The 19395-nt window shown below is 66.9% G+C and carries 20 protein-coding genes; 13 read left to right on the top strand and 7 right to left on the bottom strand.

Features of this window, described 5'->3' with window-relative positions; all coding sequences use genetic code 11:
* Position 1: 1 nt before the first annotated feature.
* On the bottom strand, positions 2 to 709 hold the full coding sequence (gene ygfZ / locus BOS5A_RS12040; RefSeq protein WP_151955335.1) for a CAF17-like 4Fe-4S cluster assembly/insertion protein YgfZ: 708 nt from the start codon (positions 707 to 709) through the stop codon (positions 2 to 4).
* A gap of 77 nt (positions 710 to 786) precedes the next feature.
* Between ygfZ and pyrC the strand changes: the two genes are divergently transcribed.
* A complete protein-coding gene (pyrC, locus tag BOS5A_RS12045) occupies positions 787 to 1824 on the top strand; it encodes a dihydroorotase (protein WP_151955336.1) in 1038 nt (345 codons plus the stop codon).
* Positions 1825 to 1827: 3 nt separating this feature from the next.
* On the opposite strand, the gene glmS is transcribed toward pyrC, so the two are convergent.
* Positions 1828 to 3651, bottom strand: a complete 1824-nt coding sequence (glmS, locus tag BOS5A_RS12050; protein ID WP_151955337.1) for a glutamine--fructose-6-phosphate transaminase (isomerizing) — start codon at positions 3649 to 3651, stop codon at positions 1828 to 1830.
* Positions 3652 to 5025, bottom strand: a complete 1374-nt coding sequence (gene glmU / locus BOS5A_RS12055) for a bifunctional UDP-N-acetylglucosamine diphosphorylase/glucosamine-1-phosphate N-acetyltransferase GlmU (RefSeq protein ID WP_151955338.1) — start codon at positions 5023 to 5025, stop codon at positions 3652 to 3654.
* 61 nt (positions 5026 to 5086) lie between these two features.
* Between glmU and BOS5A_RS12060 the strand changes: the two genes are divergently transcribed.
* Both BOS5A_RS12060 and BOS5A_RS12065 read left to right on the top strand, forming a co-directional pair.
* The gene (locus BOS5A_RS12060) at positions 5087 to 5788 is read left to right on the top strand and encodes an HAD-IA family hydrolase (RefSeq protein ID WP_151955339.1); all 702 of its coding nucleotides are present in this window, start codon (positions 5087 to 5089) and stop codon (positions 5786 to 5788) included.
* Positions 5789 to 5832: 44 nt separating this feature from the next.
* Positions 5833 to 6198 carry a hypothetical protein gene (locus BOS5A_RS12065; RefSeq protein ID WP_199857355.1) on the top strand — a complete coding sequence of 122 codons (366 nt, stop codon included), beginning with the start codon at positions 5833 to 5835 and terminating at the stop codon, positions 6196 to 6198.
* Here the strand turns inward: BOS5A_RS12065 and BOS5A_RS12070 are convergent.
* From BOS5A_RS12070 to BOS5A_RS12085, 4 genes are read right to left on the bottom strand one after another with little or no spacing between them, the layout of a single operon-like run.
* Positions 6086 to 7114: a nucleotidyltransferase domain-containing protein gene (locus tag BOS5A_RS12070; RefSeq protein WP_151955340.1), complete on the bottom strand. Its 1029-nt coding sequence runs from the start codon at positions 7112 to 7114 to the stop codon at positions 6086 to 6088. The two genes, BOS5A_RS12065 and BOS5A_RS12070, sit on opposite strands and share 113 nt — an antisense overlap.
* Positions 7111 to 7956, bottom strand: coding sequence for an HprK-related kinase A (locus BOS5A_RS12075; protein ID WP_151955341.1), 846 nt, complete (start codon positions 7954 to 7956; stop codon positions 7111 to 7113). The genes BOS5A_RS12070 and BOS5A_RS12075 overlap by 4 nt, the downstream gene beginning before the upstream one ends.
* A complete protein-coding gene (locus tag BOS5A_RS12080) occupies positions 7956 to 8231 on the bottom strand; it encodes an HPr-rel-A system PqqD family peptide chaperone (protein WP_151955342.1) in 276 nt (91 codons plus the stop codon). The genes BOS5A_RS12075 and BOS5A_RS12080 overlap by 1 nt, the downstream gene beginning before the upstream one ends.
* A gap of 5 nt (positions 8232 to 8236) precedes the next feature.
* Positions 8237 to 8647 (bottom strand): hypothetical protein, encoded by a 411-nt coding sequence (locus BOS5A_RS12085; RefSeq protein ID WP_151955343.1) that lies wholly within the window; start codon positions 8645 to 8647, stop codon positions 8237 to 8239.
* Positions 8648 to 8790: 143 nt separating this feature from the next.
* On the opposite strand from BOS5A_RS12085, the gene BOS5A_RS12090 reads away from it, so the two are divergent.
* The 10 genes from BOS5A_RS12090 to BOS5A_RS12135 all read left to right on the top strand — a co-directional run bounded on the left by BOS5A_RS12090 (position 8791) and on the right by BOS5A_RS12135 (position 19395).
* Positions 8791 to 9990 (top strand): sensor histidine kinase, encoded by a 1200-nt coding sequence (locus tag BOS5A_RS12090; protein ID WP_151955344.1) that lies wholly within the window; start codon positions 8791 to 8793, stop codon positions 9988 to 9990.
* Between the two features lie 146 nt (positions 9991 to 10136).
* Entirely contained in the window at positions 10137 to 11210 is a 1074-nt protein-coding gene (locus BOS5A_RS12095; protein ID WP_151955345.1) for a substrate-binding domain-containing protein, read from the top strand.
* Positions 11207 to 12586 carry a phosphate ABC transporter permease subunit PstC gene (gene pstC, locus BOS5A_RS12100; protein ID WP_151955346.1) on the top strand — a complete coding sequence of 460 codons (1380 nt, stop codon included), beginning with the start codon at positions 11207 to 11209 and terminating at the stop codon, positions 12584 to 12586. Before BOS5A_RS12095 ends, pstC begins: the two co-directional genes overlap by 4 nt.
* Positions 12587 to 12644: 58 nt before the next feature.
* A complete protein-coding gene (gene pstA / locus BOS5A_RS12105; protein WP_442800527.1) occupies positions 12645 to 13862 on the top strand; it encodes a phosphate ABC transporter permease PstA in 1218 nt (405 codons plus the stop codon).
* A 20-nt stretch (positions 13863 to 13882) separates the two neighbouring features.
* On the top strand, positions 13883 to 14629 hold the full coding sequence (gene pstB / locus BOS5A_RS12110) for a phosphate ABC transporter ATP-binding protein PstB (protein ID WP_234419422.1): 747 nt from the start codon (positions 13883 to 13885) through the stop codon (positions 14627 to 14629).
* A 25-nt stretch (positions 14630 to 14654) separates the two neighbouring features.
* On the top strand, positions 14655 to 15347 hold the full coding sequence (gene phoU / locus BOS5A_RS12115; RefSeq protein ID WP_151955348.1) for a phosphate signaling complex protein PhoU: 693 nt from the start codon (positions 14655 to 14657) through the stop codon (positions 15345 to 15347).
* A 10-nt stretch (positions 15348 to 15357) separates the two neighbouring features.
* Positions 15358 to 16050 (top strand): phosphate regulon transcriptional regulator PhoB, encoded by a 693-nt coding sequence (gene phoB / locus BOS5A_RS12120; protein WP_151955349.1) that lies wholly within the window; start codon positions 15358 to 15360, stop codon positions 16048 to 16050.
* Between the two features lie 120 nt (positions 16051 to 16170).
* Entirely contained in the window at positions 16171 to 16608 is a 438-nt protein-coding gene (locus BOS5A_RS12125) for a hypothetical protein (RefSeq protein WP_151955350.1), read from the top strand.
* Between the two features lie 90 nt (positions 16609 to 16698).
* Positions 16699 to 17595 carry an SDR family NAD(P)-dependent oxidoreductase gene (locus BOS5A_RS12130; RefSeq protein ID WP_151955351.1) on the top strand — a complete coding sequence of 299 codons (897 nt, stop codon included), beginning with the start codon at positions 16699 to 16701 and terminating at the stop codon, positions 17593 to 17595.
* A 240-nt stretch (positions 17596 to 17835) separates the two neighbouring features.
* Positions 17836 to 19395, top strand: a complete 1560-nt coding sequence (locus BOS5A_RS12135) for an FAD-dependent monooxygenase (RefSeq protein ID WP_199857356.1) — start codon at positions 17836 to 17838, stop codon at positions 19393 to 19395.

Here is a 19395-nt window from a genome sequence, read left to right on the forward strand (position 1 = left end):
TTCAGGCGGATTCCAGCGCCTGCGTCATCCAGTCGGGGACCAGTGCGTCTCCCAGCGCCTCGACCCGGCGCAGCGTCACCATGACGCCAAGATCGGGATAGACCGCGCGGCGCTTTTCGTCCGCTTCGTCGATCGGCGCGACGACGAGTCGCCGGTTGACCTTTGCGCGGTGATGCATGCGTGCGGTATTCTCCTGTCCGACATAGCAGCCCTTGGCGAAGCTGACCCCGTTCAGCTCGCGCGCGTTGCATTCGAGCCAGAGCGTTTCGCCCGAGCCGAGTTCGGCCATCCCCTCGGGCACGCCGAGCGACAGCCGATGCTCGCGCCAGCCGTCCACCGGCTCTCCGGGTTCGCCGATCCAGCGGTAGCCGAGCGCGAGTAGCCGCGGGTCGGGCACCCCCTCACCGCCCTCGCGCGCCCAGTGGACGCCGATCCGCTCGTCACGTGCGATCGTGATCGCGCGACGCAGGCGATACATCGACAGCCGCCGCACGAGCGCGTCCGCCTGCTCAGCCTCGCAATCGAGGAGCACATCGTCGCCGTCCGCCCAGAGGATGAAGTCAAAGAGCGCCTTGCCCTGTGGGGTCAATAACGCCGTCCAGACCGGTAGCATGCCTTCGGCGTCGTTCGTGACCAGCCCCTGCAGGAAGGCGCGCACATCCTCGCCCGAGAGACGAACCACCGCGCGATCGGAAAGCCATGTGCCCATGCCGGCTAGATAGGCGTGACGGCGGCGATCCCCAACCCCGCTGGCACCCCTGCGCCTGCACCGCTAAGGAACCGCGCATGACACAGCGCCTGACGATCCGCCGCCCCGACGACTGGCATGTCCACCTGCGCGACGGGGCGATGCTGGACGCGGTTGCGCATTACACCGCACGCCAGTTCGCCCGCGCGATCGTGATGCCCAACCTCTCCCCGCCGGTGACGACGATCGCCGCCGCGCAGGCCTATCGGGCGCGTATCCTCGCGGCGCTGCCGCAAGGCACCGACTTCACCCCGCTGATGACATGCTACCTGACCGACGACGCCGATGCGGCGGAGATCGTGCGCGGGTTCGAAGCAGGGGTCTTCACCGCCTGCAAGCTCTATCCCGCCAATGCGACGACGAACTCCGCGCACGGCGTCACCGACATTGCGAACATTTGCGGGGTGCTGGAGGCGATGCAGCGCGCGGGCATGCCGCTGCTGATCCACGGCGAGGTCACCGATCGGGAGGTCGATATCTTCGACCGCGAGGCGGTGTTCATCGACCGAACGCTCTCCAAGCTCGTCCGCGACTTTCCGGCGCTGAAAATCGTGCTGGAACATATCACTACCGCGGAAGCGGCCGACTTCGTGGCAACTGGGCCCGCAACGGTTGCCGCCACGATCACGCCGCAGCATATCCACATCAACCGCAACGCGATCTTCGATGGCGGCATCCGCCCGCACGCCTATTGCCTGCCCGTCGCGAAGCGCGAGCGGCACAGGCTCGCCGTCCGCAAGGCCGCAACCTCGGGTTCACCCAAATTCTTTCTTGGCACTGACAGCGCACCCCACGCCATCGACCGCAAGGAAGCCGCATGCGGATGCGCCGGCATCTTCAACGCGCCCCATGCGCTGGAAAGCTACATCGCCGCCTTCGACGCGGACGGCGCGCTCGACCGGTTCGAGGCGTTCGCAAGCCTCAACGGCCCACGCTTCTACGGTCTGCCGGTCAACGACGCGACGATCACGCTGGAGCGTACGAGCCAGCAGGTTCCCGCAAACCTCGCAACGGGTGCCACCACCCTCGTTCCCTTCCACGCCGGCGAGACGCTGGCGTGGCGCCTCATCGACTGAGGTTCACTCCACCGTCACCGATTTTGCGAGGTTGCGCGGCTGATCGACGTCGGTGCCTTTCATCACGGCGACGTGATAGGCAAGCAATTGCACCGGCACCGCATAGACGATCGGTGCGATCAGCGGATGGCATTTGGGCATGGTGATCGTCGCGACGCACCCGTCGCCCGCCGCCTGGATGCCGTCATAGTCGCTGATCAGCACGACCTTGCCGCCGCGCGCCTGAACCTCTTGCATGTTGCTGACGGTCTTGTCGAACAGCGGCCCCGTCGGCGCGATGACGATCACGGGCACGTTTTCATCGATCAGCGCGATCGGGCCGTGCTTCATCTCGCCCGCCGCATAACCTTCGGCGTGGATGTAACTGATTTCCTTCAGTTTCAGCGCGCCCTCAAGCGCCAGCGGATAGTCCGTACCGCGGCCGAGATACAATACGTCCCGCGCGCCCGCGACCACGCCTGCCATCGCTTCGATCGCCTCGTCATAGGCAAGCGCGCCGTTAATCGCCGCCGGTGCCTCGGCGAGGTGGCGGACGATCATCCGCTCCTCCTCGTCGGTCATCCGTCCCTTGGCCTTGGCGAGGTTCGCCGCGAGCGCCGCAAGCACCGCAAGCTGGCAGGTGAACGCCTTGGTCGATGCAACGCCGATTTCCGGCCCGGCATGCGTCGGCAGCAGAAGGTCGGCCTCGCGCGCCATGCTGCTCGTCGGCACGTTCACGACGGCCGCGATCGTCTGGCCTTCGGTCTTGGCATGGCGCAGCGCTGCCAGCGTATCGGCCGTTTCCCCCGACTGGCTGATGACGATCATCAACCCGCCCGGCTCCATCACCGGGGCGCGGTAGCGAAACTCGCTCGCCACATCGAGATCGACGGGCACGCGCGCGAACTGCTCGAACCAGTATTTCGCGACCATGCCCGCGTAGAAGCTCGTCCCGCACGCGACGATCGTCACCCGCCTGATGCCCGACAGATCGAAATCGGGGATGGGCAGCGCGATGCGACCGTCCATGCGGTGGAGATAGGACCGAAGCGTCTGGGCGACGACGATCGGCTGCTCGAAAATCTCCTTCTGCATGAAATGCCGGTGATTGCCCTTGTCGATCAGCGCGCCCGTGACGCCGGAAATCGTAATCTCGCGGGTGACGGGACTGTTGTCCGCGTCATAGACCTGCGCGCCGTCGCCGCGACACACGACCCAGTCTCCCTCGTCGAGATAGGCGATGCGCTGGGTCAGCGGCGCGAGCGCGAGGGCATCCGATCCGAGATAGGTTTCGCCCTCGCCATAGCCGACGACGAGCGGCGAGCCGAGCCGTGCGCCGATCAGCAGATCGGGGGCGTCGCGGAACAGGATGGCGAGCGCGAAGGCGCCGTGGAGGCGCGGCAGAACCTCGCGCACCGCATCTTCGGGGGATGCGCCGGCTTCGACCTTCTCACTGACCAGATGTGCGACGACTTCGGTGTCGGTTTCGCTGGTGAAGACGCGGCCGCGCCCGATGAGCTCGTCGCGCAGCGGCTTGAAATTCTCGATGATGCCGTTGTGGACGACGGCGACGTGATCGGTCGCGTGCGGGTGCGCATTGTCGGTTGTCGGGCCGCCATGCGTCGCCCATCGGGTGTGCGCGATGCCGATCGTGCCGGCAAGCGGGCTTGCGGCCAGTTCGCGCGCGAGGTTGACGAGCTTGCCCGACGCGCGCCGCCGATCGATCGTGCCGTCATGCACTGTTGCGATGCCGGCCGAATCATAGCCGCGATATTCCAGCCGCTTCAGCCCGTCGAGCAGCCGGCCAGCGACGCTTTCGGTGCCGACGATTCCAACGATTCCACACATTTATTTGGCGTCCTTTTTGGCGCGCATCACCTGTCTGAAGCGCGTCGCCCAACCGGGCTTCTCGGTTTGCTGGGGTCGCACGAGCACCAGTGCATCCGTCGACACGTCGCTGGTCACGACCGACCCCGCCGCGACGATCGCGCCCTCACCGATCGATACCGGCGCGACAAGCGCCGAGTTCGATCCGATGAACGCGCCCGCGCCGATGGTCGTACGGTATTTGAAGAACCCGTCGTAATTGCATGTAATCGTGCCCGCGCCGATGTTGGCACCCGCGCCCACCTCTGCGTCACCCAGATAAGTCAGGTGGTTGGCTTTCGCCCCCTTGCCGAGCGTCGCCTTCTTCATCTCGACGAAATTGCCGACCTTCGATCCTTCGCCCAGGACTGCGCCGGGTCGCAGGCGGGCATAGGGGCCGACCTCGGCATCGCGGCCAATCGTCGCGCCTTCGATATGGCTGAATGCGTGGATCGTCACCCCGTGAGCCACCGACACGCCGGGTCCGAAGACGACATTGGGCTCGATCGTCACGTCTTGGCCAAGCACGGTATCGTGCGCGAAACATACGGTTTCCGGTGCGATGAGCGTCACGCCAGCCGCCATCGCCTCGGTGCGCCGGCGTTGCTGCCACCCCGCCTCGACGCCCGCCAGTTCACCGCGGCTGTTGACCCCGGCCACTTCCGCCGCGTCGGTTTCAATCACCGCGGCATGACGGCCATCCGCGCGCGCCAGCATCACGATATCGGGGAGGTAATATTCCCCCGCGGCATTGTCATTACTCACGCGCGCGAGCAGCGCGAAAAGGTCACGCGATCGAACCGCCATCAACCCGGAATTACAAAGGGTTACAGCGTGTTCTTCAGGCGATGCATCCTTGAATTCGACCATCCGGTCGATCCGTCCATCGCCATCCGCGATCACCCGTCCATAGGCGCCTGCGTCATCGGGCCGGAAGCCGAGCACGACCGCCGCGGGGGTGTCGCTCGCGTTCAACCGCTCGATCATCCGCCTCATGGTGGCGGCGGAAACGAGCGGAACGTCACCGTAGAGGATCAGGACATCGCCATCGAACCCGTCGAGCGCCGCCTGCGCCTGCTGCACCGCGTGACCCGTGCCGAGCTGGTCGGCCTGCAGCGCCGTCGCGATGCCGAGCGGCGCGACCGCCGCCTCGACCTGCTCGCGGCCCGCACCGGTGACCACGACGGTCCGTTCCGCACCCAGCGCCGCCACGGAATCGACGAGATGGAGCAGCATCGCGCGCCCGGCAATCGGGTGCAGGACCTTGTGCAGGTCCGACTTCATCCGCGTTCCCTTGCCCGCGGCAAGGATTATCGCGGCGATCGGCGTGGCGTCGGGGCGGGTCGGCGTCGTCATGCGCCCGCTTTTGCACCACATGCTTGCCATTTCCATAGCACTGCTGTCTGGCAGGGCCGTTATGACGACAATTTCACCGCCAAGTTCATCATTCGACATCGTCGGATTCGACCTCGACGGCACCCTCGTCGATACCAGCGGCGATCTGACCGCGGCGGTGAACCATGCGCTGGCGAGCGTCGACCGCCCGCCGCTCTCGGTCGCGCAGGTGAAGCCGATGATCGGCGGCGGCGCGCGGCACATGCTGGCGCAAGGGCTGGCGTCGAGCGGCGGTTGCGATGAGGCGATGCTGGACCTGCTCCACCCGAGGCTCCTGGCTTACTACGAAGCGAACATCGCGGTTGATTCGGCACCGTATCCGGGCGCCCTAGCGTCGCTTGATGCGCTGGCGGCTCAGGGGGTGAAGCTCGCAGTCGTCACCAACAAGATCGAGCGGTTCGCCCGCGCGCTCCTCGACGATCTCGGCCTGACCGCGCGCTTCGCCACGATCATCGGCGGCGACACGCTCGGTCGTGGCAAATCGAAGCCGTCACCCGCGCCGATCGCGCGAATGATCGCGGATTGCGGTGGCGGCAGCGCGGCGTTCGTCGGCGATTCGATCTTCGATGTGAAGGCGGCGGCCGGCGCCGGCGTACCCTCGATCGCCTGCCGCTTCGGATTCCTCATGCAGCCGGTCGAGGAGCTTGGCGCGGACGCGATCATCGATCATTTCGACGACCTGATCCCAACGCTGGAGCGCCTTGGATGCCGCCAAAACGCGTAATTGCCCGCGTCGCCCTTTGTGCCGCCATCCTTTTCGCGGTCACGATGGCGCTCCTGCCCCACCCGCCGCACACGCCGTTCGAGCATCACGACAAGTTCCAGCATATGGGCGCGTTCACGACGATGGCGGTGCTGGCGGCGTGGAGCTACCCCAAAGCGCCGCTTTTTCGCATCGGCGAACGACTTTCGTTCCTCGGCGCGCTGATCGAAGTGCTTCAGGCGATGCCTGCCATCCACCGCGATTGCGACATTCGCGACTGGATCGCCGACACGCTTGCGGTCGCGGTCGTCCTGTCGATTACCGCGCTCTATCGCCGCCGCCGCGGCGCCACTTCGTCCACAAATGCCGCGCCAGCATCGCCGGCGGCATCCGAAGCGCATGGGAGCGTAGATAGAAGCCGAGCCGCGTAGCCGGGCGCGTCGCCCGGCCCCAGCCATCGCGGGCGACGATACGACGGGCGAACAGCGGATCGGCGCTGTCCCATCGACGCCAAGTGTCGGGGATCGGCGTTTCGTAAAGCGCGGCGCATTGTCGAACCCCCCGCGCGACGGGGCCGCCAAGCTGATGGTGCCAGGCACGCGCCTGGAGCTTGAACCAGAAATCGCTTTCCTCGCCGAACTCGCGCAGTAACCGGTCGATATCCCATAGGTTGCGCATGCCCCCGGCTAGATCGCCATCTGCGAAGAGATGTGCGGCGGCATGGACGATCATATCTGCCGGCGACAGTATGCGCAGACCGTTTTCCAGCGGCACGCTATCCGAGATCAGCGCGTCGGCATCGGGCGTCGGCCGCGCCGTCAGCGGCAGGATCGTGTGGTGCACATCGATCATCCGGTCGCGCTCGCGGTGGATGAGCGGGGGGAGTTCGTGCATCCAGCGGCGGTAATAGGCGTCGTCATAGGGATCGGGCTTCACCCATTCCCAGCCCGCCGCGATCAGCGCCGCCTCCACAACATCGAGGGACGTGCGAGGCACGAGAATGTCGAGATCGCCGATATGGCGCCCTGCCCCCGCCCCGAGTCCCGCCGCGGCATAGGCAGTGCCCTTCAGCAGCACGACCGGCGCATCGATCTGCGCGAGCGCGCGCCGCGCCATCTCCGCTTCCCAAAGCGCCTGCCGCCGCTGATGCTCCGCCTCCGCTCTAGCGTCCGAGAGAATTTTCCGAACAGCGTCCGGGACAGGCAGGCCGTCGATGCGCAACGCCAGCGTGCCGAGCAGCAGTTCGGCGCGCGCCATCGTCAGCAGCCCCGTCCAGCCCCCGGCATCCAGCCCCGCCACGGTTTCCGGACGGGTCAGCGCACGAGCGAGGAGGCGCGCGTCGCTCACGCCAGCGCCTCGACCGCGGCGATCCCGCTCGCCGTGTCGGGATAATCGATCGCCGTTGCCGGCACATCGGTGACGAAGCGCGTCAGCGCTGCAAATCCCCGCTCGCCGAGCGCGACGTAGTTGGTCGACGCCTGGGTCAGCCGCACGAACGCCTCGCTGGGCGCAACGTCGCGCATGGCGCTTTCGAACCCGAAGCGCGGAAAGACCAGATGCGCTGGCAGCGCCGGCACCTCCATTGCCGCAAGCGCGCGGTCGTCGGGGCGCAGATGCCGGATATCACCTTTCGGCGTCGCGGCCATCATCGGCCCCCATCGCCCCCCCGGCGCGGCAGCCGCCACGACGGCGATCGCCGCATTCTTCAGGCTGATCGCGCGCGGAAAGGCGTGGATCATCCCGGTCTCGGGCGAAAGCAGCGCGAACTCGTCCCCCATCAGCCGCCAGCCGCGCGTCATCAGCAGCGCGGCGAGCGTCGATTTGCCCGCACCGGATTCGCCCGTCAGCACGATCGCGCGGCCATCGCGCTCGACCGTGGCGGCGTGGAGCAGCAGATACTGGCGCTGGCCGATCGCCATCTGCAGGTTCATCGCCATTTCCGCCGCCAGCAAGCCATGCGCGAGCGGCAACGGCGCGGCATCGGGGAGCGTGAAGTCGCCCGAAATCGCGACCTTGGGCCGAAGCCAGCGCCGCCACGGCCGCGGCGCTTCCAGCCGAACGGTGAAATCGGCGATGTCGGGCTTCGGATAGCCCGTATAAAGCGCCTCGATCGCAGCGATCGGCGCGCGCCAGTCGGACCCGACGCGAAAGCCCACCGGCCCGATCCGCACCGAAAAGGCGTGCCGCATCACCGGGTCACCGCTTCCACCAGACCGGCGTCGATCAGCTCAGCCAGCCGCTCGGACAGCGCGTCGATTTCGCCAAGGTCGTAATCGGCCGCCAGCCGCGCGAGCAGTGCATCAGCCGATAGCGGCGCCTCGGCAAGCGCGGCCAGGATTTCCGGCGCGGGCGCGATGACGAGGTGCGTGGTGCCCGACGGGCGGTGGAAGATCGCGGTGAGAATGTCGAGCGTGATGCTGACCAACGCATCCGGCGGCGCGGCCCGGTATACGACCGCGCCCATGCGTGTCAGCCGCGCGGCATCTGCAGCGATGCGAAACAGGTAAAGCCGCTCGTCCCGCGCTGGAGGCGGCGAATATAGTTCATATAGGCGCGGCTGCGCTGGCTGTCGTAACCGGGCAGCGAACCGCCCGTCGCCATCGCCTGGCGCACCGCCTCGCCCTTGATCGGACGCGGGGGCGCTGGAAAGGCGCCAGCGGTGTTCGCGGGAACCACCGTTCCGTCCGCCGCGATGTAGCTCCCCGCACGGCCAGCATCTGGCACCGGGATCTCGCATTGCAGGATCGATGCGTTGGTTTGCGCAAGCGCTGGCCGGATCGACACGACTGTTGCCGCACCCACCGCACCCAGCATCAGGGCACGGCGCCGCGTCGGGTGCGCATGGCCTGCCGGTGGGGTGCTGTCGGGTTCGTCGCTCATGCCGGTCCTTTATGCGGCCCAAGCCCTTTCACAATCGTGCACGCCGGGCAAGCGCAGCGACAATCGCGTTCCAGCACGGGACAGCATCGGGCCACGTTCACCGGGAGTAGCCAGCAGCGCCGGCGCGGGCTAATCGCGCTGTCATGCTTCAGGTGCCGGGCCGCTTCATCGTCGCGATCGCGCTGGTCGCCGTGGGCGCCGCCGCCAACCTGTTCCTGCCCGACGGCCTGCAATCCGCGCTCGTATCGCTGATCGCCGGGATCGCCGCGATCCTGGTCGTCGGGCTGATGGGGGACGAGGAGGACGCCGGCGCCGCCGTCAGCGATGTCGATCAGGCCCTCCACGCCGGTCCGCTCGACGAAGTGCTCGATGCCATTGCGGAACCGGTCCTGATCGTCAGCGAACGCCGCGTCGCTGCCGCCAATCGCGCCGCGATCGCACTGCTGGGCGGGCATGTAATGGGCGAGGATGTGCGCACCGCAATCCGCCACCCCGCCGCAGCGGAGCGGCTGGCAAGCGACGCCGGCGACAGCACGCCAGTGCTGCTCGCCGGGCTAGGCGCGCCAGACCAGCGGTGGGAAATGCGCGTCACCTCGACGTCGGAAGGACTTAGTGTCGTCCACCTGATCGACCAGAGCGCGCGCCACGCCGCCGAGCAGATGCGGGTCGATTTCGTCGCTAACGCCAGCCACGAGCTGCGCACGCCGCTCGCCTCGATCCTCGGTTATGTCGAGACGTTGCGCGACGAGGCGGGCGAGGATGCAGAGGTCCGCGACCGTTTCCTGAAAATCATGTTCGACGAGGCGCGGCGGATGCAGCGGCTTGTCGATGACCTCATTTCTCTCTCGCGGATCGAATCGGAAAAGCACCGCCCTCCGGAGCGCGCGATCGATCTCGCCGAGCTGATCGAGGGGGTGCGCGACGAACTCGCCAACGATCACGGCGCGCGCGGACAGGATATCGTCCTCGAGGCGCCCGCCACCTCGCCGCGCGTCACCGGCGACGAGACGCAAGTGTCGCAGGTCCTCCACAACATCATCGGCAATGCGATGAAATATGGCCGCCCCGGCACACCGATCCGCATCACCCTCTCGTCCCCCGCGGGCGGGATGGTGCGGCTGACCGTCGCCGACGAAGGCGAAGGCATCGCGGCCGAGCACCTCCCGCGGCTGACCGAACGCTTCTACCGCGTCGATGCAGGGCGCAGCCGCGCGCTTGGCGGGACCGGACTCGGCCTTGCGATCGTCAAGCACATCGTCGAGCGGCATCGCGGACGGCTGGAAATCGCGAGCACGCCCGGCGTCGGCACGCGCGTATCGATCCTGCTGCCGGTCACCGCCTGATCGGCGGCGGGCATCGGGTCACGACCCCAAACGCTGTCATCAATCCGTAACGGGAATGTCACACAGCAGCCGGACCCGGCGGGTAACTGCCCCGACTCATGGGCTTCGATTGAGCGGAGCCGTCCACGGATCGAACCATCGCGCCTATGCTCCGTTCCTTCGCCCTTCCCGCCTGCCTGGGTGTGGCCGCGCTTGCCGCATTCGTGCCGGCGTTGGTCGGCGGGTCGCTGCGCGATCAGGCGAATGGCGGCGGCGTCGGGTCGCGGGCGCAAATCCGCGCGGTAGGCTCCTCCACCGTCTACCCCTTCACGACGATCGTCGCAGAACAGTGGCTCGCCAGCGCCCCCGATGCGCGCGCGCCGGTGATCGAATCGACCGGCACTGGCGCAGGGATGAAGCTGTTCTGCGCCGGCATCGGCGCGGCGCATCCGGATATCGCCGACGCATCGCGCCGGATGAAGCCGGCCGAGCTGCAGACCTGCGCGAAGAACGGTGCCGGCGAGGTGCTGGAAATCCAGGTCGGGATCGACGGCATCGCCTTTGCCGAGGCGAAGAACGGCCCGGCGATGCAGCTGACCCCGGCCGATCTCTACCGGGCGCTCGCCGCCGCCCCGCTCGGGCACCCAAACACCGCGCGGACGTGGCGTGACGTGAACCCAGCGCTCCCGGCCGTTCCGATCCAGGTTTACGGCCCGCCCTCGACCAGCGGCACGCGCGATGCGCTGGCGGAGCTGATCCTGAAGCGCGGTTGCGAGGATACCGATCCGTCCGCCAAGTCGCTAAAGGACGACGCCTTGGCCGCGCGCTGCACGCGAGTCCGTGAGGACGGCGCTTATGTCGATGCCGGCGAGAACGACAACCTGATCGTCCAGAAGCTGCAATCGAACCCCAATGCGATCGGCGTCTTCGGCTACAGCTACCTCGAAGAGAATGCGAACGCGGTGAACGGCGTGCCGATCAGCGGGGTGAAGCCCACTTATGACAGCATCGCATCGGGCGCCTATCCCGGATCGCGGCCGCTCTACATCTATGTGAAGAAGGCGCATCTCGGCGCGATCCCGGGCCTGCGCCGCTTCGTCGTTGCCTACACGACATTATGGGGACCGGACGGCCCGCTGGTGAAGCGCGGGCTCATCGCCGCCCCGCCCGCGATCCGCGCCCGCTCAGCGGAGATCGTCCGGACCGAGCAAACGCTGACCGCGCAGGACCTCGGCGCGTGAGCGGCCCCGTCCTCCTGTTCCTGATCCTCGGCCTCGGCCTCATCGCCTGGCTCGCCGGGCGCGCGCGCGCGGTGCAGGGGCGCCGGGTCAGCGGATCGAAACGGTTCAGCTCGCTCCCCGGCCATCACGGCTGGTTCGTCGCGCTGTGGACGGTGCTGCCGCCGCTCGTCTTTCTCGGCATCTGGGCCTTCACCTCGCCCGCGATGGTGACCAACGCGGTGCTTCAGGCGCCGTCCGCCGCGCAGCTGCCGGCGCCGGGGTTCGAGCGCGCCGCGATCCTCTCCGAAGCCCGCGCGCTTGCGAATGGCGCGACCTACGGCGCCTTCCACCCGCTCGCCGAGCTGCTCTCGCCGGCCTATGCCGCGGCACAGGCGCGCTACGACTGGATCGCGACCGCGCTGTCGATCCTCTTCGCCTTTGCAGGCGGCGCCCTCGCCTTCCTGATGGTCCGCCCCGGCTTCGGCGCGCGGACGCGGGTGGAACGGGTCATCATGGGGCTGCTGCTCTCCGCCTCGCTCATCGCGATCCTGACGACGGTCGGCATCGTCGTGTCGCTGCTCTACGAAAGCATCCGCTTCTTCCATATCGTGCCGATCGGCGATTTCCTGTTCGGCACGCACTGGAGCCCGCAGGTTATCGATGCGCGCGATCCGGGCGCCAACCTGGGCGCGGTGCCGCTATTCTGGGGCACGTTCTTCATCGGCGCGATCATCGCGATGGCGGTCGCGATCCCGTTCGGGCTGATGAGCGCGATCTATCTCACCCAATATGCGCGCAACACCACGCGCAAGTGGATGAAGCCGCTGCTCGAGATCCTCGCCGGCGTGCCGACCGTCGTCTACGGCTATTTCGCCGCGCTGACGGTGGCGCCCGCGGTGCGCGACTTCGCGGTGTCGGTCGGCATCACCTGGGCCAGTTCGGAAAGCGCGCTTGCCGCGGGCGTCGTCATGGGGGTGATGATCATCCCGTTCGTCTCCTCGATGGCGGACGATTCGCTGTCCGCGGTGCCCGCATCGATGCGCGACGGCAGCCTGGCGATGGGCGCAACCCCGTCCGAGACGATCCGCCGCGTGCTCGTGCCCGCAGCACTCCCCGGCGTCGTCGGCGGCGTTCTCCTCGCGATCAGCCGCGCGATCGGCGAAACGATGATCGTCGTCATGGCGGCATCGGGCGTCGCGACGCTGACCGCGAACCCGTTCGCCAGCGCCACCACCGTCACCAAGCAGATCGTCGACCTGCTGACCGGCGAGGCCGAGTTCGACAGCGCGAAAACGCTCGCCGCGTTCGCCTTGGGGCTGACACTGTTTATCATCACCCTCCTGCTCAACATCATCGCGCTCGTCGTGGTGAAGCGGTATCGTGAAGCCTATGACTGACGCCCGCATGGCCCAGCCGGGCGTAAGTCGCGCGCCCACAGACTGGAAGACCAGGGCGATGCAGCGCCGCATCCGCCAGCGCTATGCGGCGGAACGGCGCTTCCGCCTGCTCGGACTCGGCGCGGTCGTCGGTTCGGCGGCCTTCCTCGCCTTTCTGCTCGTCACGATGTTCGCGCAAGGTCTGCCCGGCTTCACCGAAACGCGCATCGCGCTGCCGATCGATCTGCCCGCGGCTGGCGTATCGCTCGATCCGGCGCGGCTGCGCGGAACGGGCGCCGATCTGGCGCTGACCGGCGCGGGGCTGGAAGGCGCGGTCGATGCAGCCGCAAGCGCTGCCTATCCGAACGATGGCGGCGCGGCGCTCCTGTCGGACGGCGCATGGACGGTCGTGCGCGACGCGGTGAAGCGTGACCCCTCGCTCCTCACGCGCCGCGCGATCATCGACGTGCCCGCCGCCAGCGAGATCGACATCGCCAACAAGGGCGACGGCGCGCCCGAAGCGGAGACGCAGGTCCGCCAGTTGCAGGCCCGCGGCGTCCTGTCGCGCGGGCTCAACACCGGTTTCTTCGGCGCGTCCGATTCGACCGACCCGACCCGCGTCGGCATCTGGGGCGCGTTCAAGGGATCGCTGCTGACGATGCTCGTCACGCTCGCGATCGCCTTTCCCGTGGGCGTGCTCTCCGCGCTTTATCTCGAGGAATATGCGCCGCGGAACTGCTGGACCGACCTGATCGAGGTCTCGATCAACAACCTCGCCGCGGTGCCATCGATCATCTTCGGCCTGCTCGGCCTTGCAGTGTTCCTCGGCACGTTCGGGCTGCCACGCTCCGCCCCGATCGTCGGTGGCCTGACGCTCGCGCTGATGACGATGCCCGTCATCGTCATCGCCGGCCGCAACGCGATCAAGGGCGTGCCGCCGTCGATCCGCGATGCCGCACTCGGCGTCGGCGCGTCGCCGGTGCAGGTCGTGTTCCACCACGTCCTGCCGCTCGCGCTGCCCGGCATCCTGACCGGGACGATCATCGGCATGGCGCGTGCGCTGGGCGAAACCGCGCCGCTCCTGATGATCGGCATGCGCGCCTTCATCGCCTCCCCGCCCGAGGGCCTGCGCGATCCCGCGACCGCGCTGCCGGTGCAGATTTTTCTGTGGTCCGACGAGGTCAATCGCGGCTTTGTGGAAAAGACGTCGGCGGCGATCATCGTCCTGCTCGTCTTCCTGCTCGCGATGAACGGGATCGCCATCTACCTCCGCAACAAGTTCGAGACACGCTGGTGATCACCAACGCCCCGCCCAAGATGACCGCCCACGGCGTCAACGTGTTCTACGGCCCCAAACAGGCGATCCGGGACGTGTCGATCGACGTCTATCAGGACCAGGTGACCGCGTTCATCGGTCCCTCGGGCTGCGGCAAGTCGACCTTCCTGCGCACCCTGAACCGCATGAACGACACCGTCGCGAGCGCGCGGGTCGAGGGCGAAATCAGCCTGGATGGGGAGGACATATACTCCCCCGACATGGACGTCGTGCAGCTTCGCGCCCGCGTCGGCATGGTCTTCCAGAAGCCCAATCCCTTCCCCAAGTCGATCTTCGAGAACGTCGCCTACGGCCCGCGCATCCATGGACTCGCCGCTTCGAAGGCCGATCTCGACCATGTCGTCGAACGCTCGCTGAAGCGTGCCGGCCTGTGGGAGGAGGTGAAGGACCGCCTCAGCGACAGCGGCACCGCGCTGTCGGGCGGGCAGCAGCAGCGGCTGTGCATCGCGCGTGCGATCGCGGTCGATCCCGAGGTCATCCTGATGGACGAGCCGTGTTCCGCGCTCGATCCGATCGCGACCGCCAAGATCGAGGAACTGATCCACGAGCTGCGTGGCCGCTACGCGATCGTCATCGTCACCCACAACATGCAGCAGGCGGCCCGCGTGTCGCAGCGCACCGCCTTTTTCCACCTCGGCAACCTCGTCGAATATGGCGACACGTCGGACATCTTCACCAATCCGCGCGAGGAGCGCACAAAGGATTACATCACCGGACGCTATGGTTGAGTAGCGACGGCTGAGGAGCAGGCACATGGCAACCGGCCAGGAACATACGGTCAAGGCCTTCGACACAGATATCGGCCAGCTTCGCGGGCTGATCTCGCAGATGGGCGGGCTTGCCGAGGAAGCGATCGCGAGCGCGATGCTGTCGCTCCAGCGCAACGATCTGGCGCTTGCCCAGCGCGTTCGCGCCGCCGACAAGCAGATCGACGTGATCGAAAGCGAGGTCGAGCGGACCTGCGTGCGGATCATCGCGCTGCGCGCACCGATGGCGAACGACCTGCGCGAGGTGGTCGCCGCGCTGAAGATCGCCGCGGTCGTCGAACGGATCGGCGACTATGCCAAGAACATCGCCAAGCGCGTGCCGCAGATCGAGAGCGAACACCGGATCGAGCCGATCTCGATCCTTCCCGCGATGGCGGAAATGGCCTCGCGGATGGTCCGCGAGGCGCTCGACGCGTTCGCCGCGCGTGACGCCGAGGCGGCGGTGCGTGTGCAGGAAGCGGACAACGCGCTCGACGATTTCTACGACAGCATCTTCCGCACCCTCGTCACCCACATGGTCGAGAATCCCAAGACGATCGGCCAGGTCGCGCATCTCCTGTTCGTCGCCAAGAACCTGGAACGCATCGGCGATCACGCGACCAACGTCGCCGAAATGGTCTATTTCGCCGCCACCGGCACCCAAATGGCCGAGCGCGACCGCTCGACCCGTACCGCCTGAGGAGACTCTTATGGCCCGCGCCCGCATGCTGCTCGTCGAGGACGACGCCGCGCTTGCCGAACTGCTGATCTGGCACTTCAAGCGCGAGGAGTTCGATGTCGCGCACACGATCGACGGCGAGGAGGCGCTGCTGCTCGCCAAGGAGCATACGCCCGACATCGTCCTGCTCGACTGGATGGTCGAGGGCCTGTCCGGCATCGAGGTCTGCCGCCGCCTGCGCCGCGCGGCCGAGACGCAGAACGTGCCGATCATCATGCTGACCGCGCGTGGCGAGGAAGAGGACCGCGTCCGCGGCCTCGAAACCGGCGCCGACGATTACGTGACCAAGCCGTTCAGCCCCCGCGAACTGGTCGCCCGCGTCGGCGCCGTGCTCCGCCGCGTTCGCCCCGCGCTTGCTGGCGAGGCGCTGATTTACGGCGATCTCGAGATGGACACCGTCGGTCACAAGGTCCGCCGCGGCGGCGACTTCGTGCCGCTCGGGCCGACCGAGTTTCGCCTGCTCAAGCATTTCCTCGAGCATCCCGGCCATGTCTTCTCGCGCGAGCGCCTGCTCGACAGCGTATGGGGCCACGACAGCGATATCGAGAGCCGGACCGTCGACGTCCACATCCGCCGCCTGCGCAAGGCGATCAACGGCGACGGCAGGCCCGACATCATCCGGACGGTCCGTTCGGCGGGTTATGCGCTCGATTCGGGTGCCTGAGGAAAGGCGAATCTCCTGAATCTTTGAATCGCCAGCGAAACGAAGGAGCCAAGTGCGAACTAGTGCGTTGGGAGCCAGCGCATACGACGCAATTCGTGCTCTTTACGAGGAGAGTCAGGCATGAAGTTTCTTTTGCTGGCGGCTGCTGCCGTCATCGCCACGCCATTGATGGCACAGACCCAGACAACCCCGCCGGCAGACCCTGCGATGCAGACCGCTCCGGCCACGGACCCGGCCATGCAGACGCCGCCCGCGGCTGACCCGGCGCAGACGCCGCCGGCCGATCCGTCGGCCCAGACGGCCCCTGCCGCCCCGGCGGACAGCAGCATGCCGGCAACGATGCCTGCCCCCACTACGGGCGGCACCGGCGGCGAGTCTGCCGGCGGATATCAGCCGGCCGGCCCGGCAACGACCGGCACCCCGGCACCGGGCGCAACCGTGCGCTTCCAGCCGGCGCCCGATCCCGCGACGGCTTTCCCGCCGCCCGCGCCGATGGACAAGTATCCGATGTGCAAGAAGGGTCAGACCGACCACTGCATGCAGCGCGGTGGCCGTTAAGGCTTGACGCACACGTCAATCGGGCATTGCGCCCGACTGACGGCTGATTAAGGAAGGGCGCTCATTCTTCACGAAGGAGCGCCCTTTCTCATGCCTATCCGCTTCGACAACAAGGTCGCGATCGTCACCGGCGCTGGCGGCGGTCTCGGTCGCGCCTATGCGCTGGAACTCGCGCGGCGCGGCGCGAAGGTCGTCGTCAACGATCTCGGCGGTGCGCGTGACGGCACCGGCCATTCCGACGCGGCGCTGAAGGTTGTCGAGGAAATCGAGGCAGCCGGCGGCGAGGCGATGTCGAACGGCGGCAGCGTCGCCGAATATGACCAGATGGTCGAGATGGTCGCGAAGGCCCGGGAAAAGTGGGGCGGTGTCCATATCCTCATCAACAATGCCGGCGTCCTGCGCGACAAGACCTTTGCCAAGATGGAGTCCGCCGATTTCGAGTTCGTGGTGAAGGTCCACCTCATCGGCTCGGCGATGGCGACAAAGGCGTGCTGGGAAACCATGCGCGAGCAGAATTACGGCCGCATCCTGATGACGGCATCGTCGACCGGGCTGTTCGGCAATTTCGGCCAGGCGAACTACGGCGCCGCGAAGCTCGGCCTCGCCGGCCTGACCAAGACGCTGTATCTCGAAGGCGCGAAGAACAACATCAAGGTCAACACGATCGCCCCCGTCGCGGGCACGCGGATGACCGAAGACCTGTTCCCGGCCGAGGCGTTCAAGGCCTTCGCACCCGAAAAGGTCGTCCCAGCCGCGCTATACCTCGTGTCGGAGGACGCCCCTTCCAACGCGATCGTCGGCGCAGGTGCCGGCGTATTCCAGGCCTCCTACGTCACCTTGACCCAGGGCGCGCTTCTGACCGGCGACGACCTCTCACCGGAAGGGGTCGCGGCGCACTGGGCCGAGATCGCCGACCGTGCGGGCGAGATCGTCCCCAATTCTGGCGCCGAACAGTCGATGCTGATCGGGAAGAAACTGCAAGGGTAAGCAGCGGGTCGGTTTTGCATCCGTTGCACACCTTAGCGAATACCGCTATCGGGGGCTGTCGGAAAAGGCAGTCTCGGTTTGGTAAGCCCGAGGCCTTTCGGTAACGAAAGCTCTGGTCTTTGGCCTCGCGCTTGAGACCCCCACGACGAGCATTGGCGCTGTGCAGGCGTCCCAATGTTCGTCCGTGCGGGTCGCCAGTTCGGGAAACGCTCCGGTCGAACATCGACAAGGAGCGTATTTGTGTCCCGATCCGATTCCGCATTCGAAACCTATGACGTGGTGATCGCCGGTGCCGGTCCAGTGGGCTTGTTCCTCGCGTGCGAGTTGCAGTCCGCGGGCTGCTCGGTCGTCATCCTCGAAAAGGCACCGCATCCCGGCTCACCGCTGAAAGACCTGCCGTTCGGGCTGCGTGGCCTCACCGTGCCGACGATGGAGCATTTCGATCGTCGCGGTCTGCTGGGCGCGCTTGGAGATCGCGCGGCCGGGAGTCAGCCGCCCGTGACGCCGGATCGGACACACATCCAGCGCCGTCCGGCCGGTCATTTCGCGGGCATCCCGTTCTTCCACGATCAGATCGACAATGCGACATGGCCCTATCGTCTGCCCGGCCCGATCACCGCCATCGCGGCTGATATGGCGAGCATCGAAACCGTGCTTGCAGCACGCGCCGACGCACTAGGCGTGTTGATCCGGCGCGGTTGCAGCGTCGAGGGTTGCGCGCAGTCGCCCGATGGCGTGACCGTTCAGACAACTGACGGCACGATCCGTGGCCGCTGGCTCGTCGGTTGCGACGGCGGGCGCAGCAGGGTGCGCAAGGCGAGCGGAATCGCATTTGTCGGGACCGACTCGGAATTCACCGGCTATTCCGTTCAGGTTGAACTCGGTGGCCCGGAATCGCTCAACGTCGGCCGACATTACACGGCGACGGGCATGTATACCTACGCAGCGCCTGATACGATCGCGATGGTCGATTTCGATGGCGGCGCGTGCCATCGGACCGTCCCGATCACGCGCGAACATGTCGAGGGCGTGCTACGCAAAATCTCCGGCATCGATGTTGTCGTCCGATCCCTGAAACTGGCGACCACCTGGACCGATCGCGCCTGTCAGGCAGTCGAATATCGCCGGGGTCGCATATTGCTGGCCGGCGATGCTGCGCACATCCATTCGCCGCTGGGCGGACAGGGTCTGAACCTCGGGCTCGGCGATGCCATGAACCTCGGCTGGAAACTGGCGGCGACCATTCGTGGCGATGCGCCGCCCGATCTGCTGGATAGCTATACCAGCGAGCGGCGTCCGATCGGCGCACAGGTGCTCGACTGGTCCCGCGCTCAGGTCGCGCTGATGCGACCGACGCGGAGCACTCGCGCGCTGGAAGGCATCATGCGCGCCCTGATCGATACGCGGGATGGCGCACGCTATTTTGCCGAGCGGTCCAGTGGGATTGGCCTGCGATATGATATCGGAGGCAACCATCCGCTGATCGGCCGCAGCGCACCCGACTTCGATCTGGTCGACGGCACGAGGCTGAACGCGCATTTTCGCTCCGGCCGCGGTGTGTTGCTCGATTTCGAAGGGTGTCCGGCGTTGCAAGACCTAACCGGCCATCGGCAGTGGCAGTTGGCCTATGTTGCGGTCGACGCCAGGGATCGGCTTGGCGTTCGGGCCATGATGGCGCGTCCCGATGGCATCGTTGCATGGGTCAGCCCGACCGATCCGAACGACGAGACCGCCGAGGATGCCGCGATGCGGTGGTTTGGCGCGGTCGAAGAACAAGGCTCGTCTGTATTGCCCACTTAA

Origin of the sequence: Sphingomonas sp. EC-HK361 (genome assembly GCF_902498785.1) — a bacterium.
Taxonomy (GTDB): domain Bacteria; phylum Pseudomonadota; class Alphaproteobacteria; order Sphingomonadales; family Sphingomonadaceae; genus Sphingomonas.

Bases quoted from the DNA above. Each gene is read 5' to 3' on its own strand.
- ygfZ (WP_151955335.1), bottom strand. From the start codon at position 709: ATGGGCACATGGCTTTCCGATCGCGCGGTGGTTCGTCTCTCGGGCGAG.
- pyrC (WP_151955336.1), top strand. From the start codon at position 787: ATGACACAGCGCCTGACGATCCGCCGCCCCGACGACTGGCATGTCCAC.
- glmS (WP_151955337.1), bottom strand. From the start codon at position 3,651: ATGTGTGGAATCGTTGGAATCGTCGGCACCGAAAGCGTCGCTGGCCGG.
- glmU (WP_151955338.1), bottom strand. From the start codon at position 5,025: ATGACGACGCCGACCCGCCCCGACGCCACGCCGATCGCCGCGATAATC.
- BOS5A_RS12060 (WP_151955339.1), top strand. From the start codon at position 5,087: ATGACGACAATTTCACCGCCAAGTTCATCATTCGACATCGTCGGATTC.
- BOS5A_RS12065 (WP_199857355.1), top strand. From the start codon at position 5,833: ATGGCGCTCCTGCCCCACCCGCCGCACACGCCGTTCGAGCATCACGAC.
- BOS5A_RS12075 (WP_151955341.1), bottom strand. From the start codon at position 7,956: ATGCGGCACGCCTTTTCGGTGCGGATCGGGCCGGTGGGCTTTCGCGTC.
- BOS5A_RS12080 (WP_151955342.1), bottom strand. From the start codon at position 8,231: ATGGGCGCGGTCGTATACCGGGCCGCGCCGCCGGATGCGTTGGTCAGC.
- BOS5A_RS12085 (WP_151955343.1), bottom strand. From the start codon at position 8,647: ATGAGCGACGAACCCGACAGCACCCCACCGGCAGGCCATGCGCACCCG.
- BOS5A_RS12090 (WP_151955344.1), top strand. From the start codon at position 8,791: ATGCTTCAGGTGCCGGGCCGCTTCATCGTCGCGATCGCGCTGGTCGCC.
- BOS5A_RS12095 (WP_151955345.1), top strand. From the start codon at position 10,137: ATGCTCCGTTCCTTCGCCCTTCCCGCCTGCCTGGGTGTGGCCGCGCTT.
- pstA (WP_442800527.1), top strand. From the start codon at position 12,645: ATGCAGCGCCGCATCCGCCAGCGCTATGCGGCGGAACGGCGCTTCCGC.
- pstB (WP_234419422.1), top strand. From the start codon at position 13,883: ATGACCGCCCACGGCGTCAACGTGTTCTACGGCCCCAAACAGGCGATC.
- phoU (WP_151955348.1), top strand. From the start codon at position 14,655: ATGGCAACCGGCCAGGAACATACGGTCAAGGCCTTCGACACAGATATC.
- phoB (WP_151955349.1), top strand. From the start codon at position 15,358: ATGGCCCGCGCCCGCATGCTGCTCGTCGAGGACGACGCCGCGCTTGCC.
- BOS5A_RS12125 (WP_151955350.1), top strand. From the start codon at position 16,171: ATGAAGTTTCTTTTGCTGGCGGCTGCTGCCGTCATCGCCACGCCATTG.
- BOS5A_RS12130 (WP_151955351.1), top strand. From the start codon at position 16,699: ATGCCTATCCGCTTCGACAACAAGGTCGCGATCGTCACCGGCGCTGGC.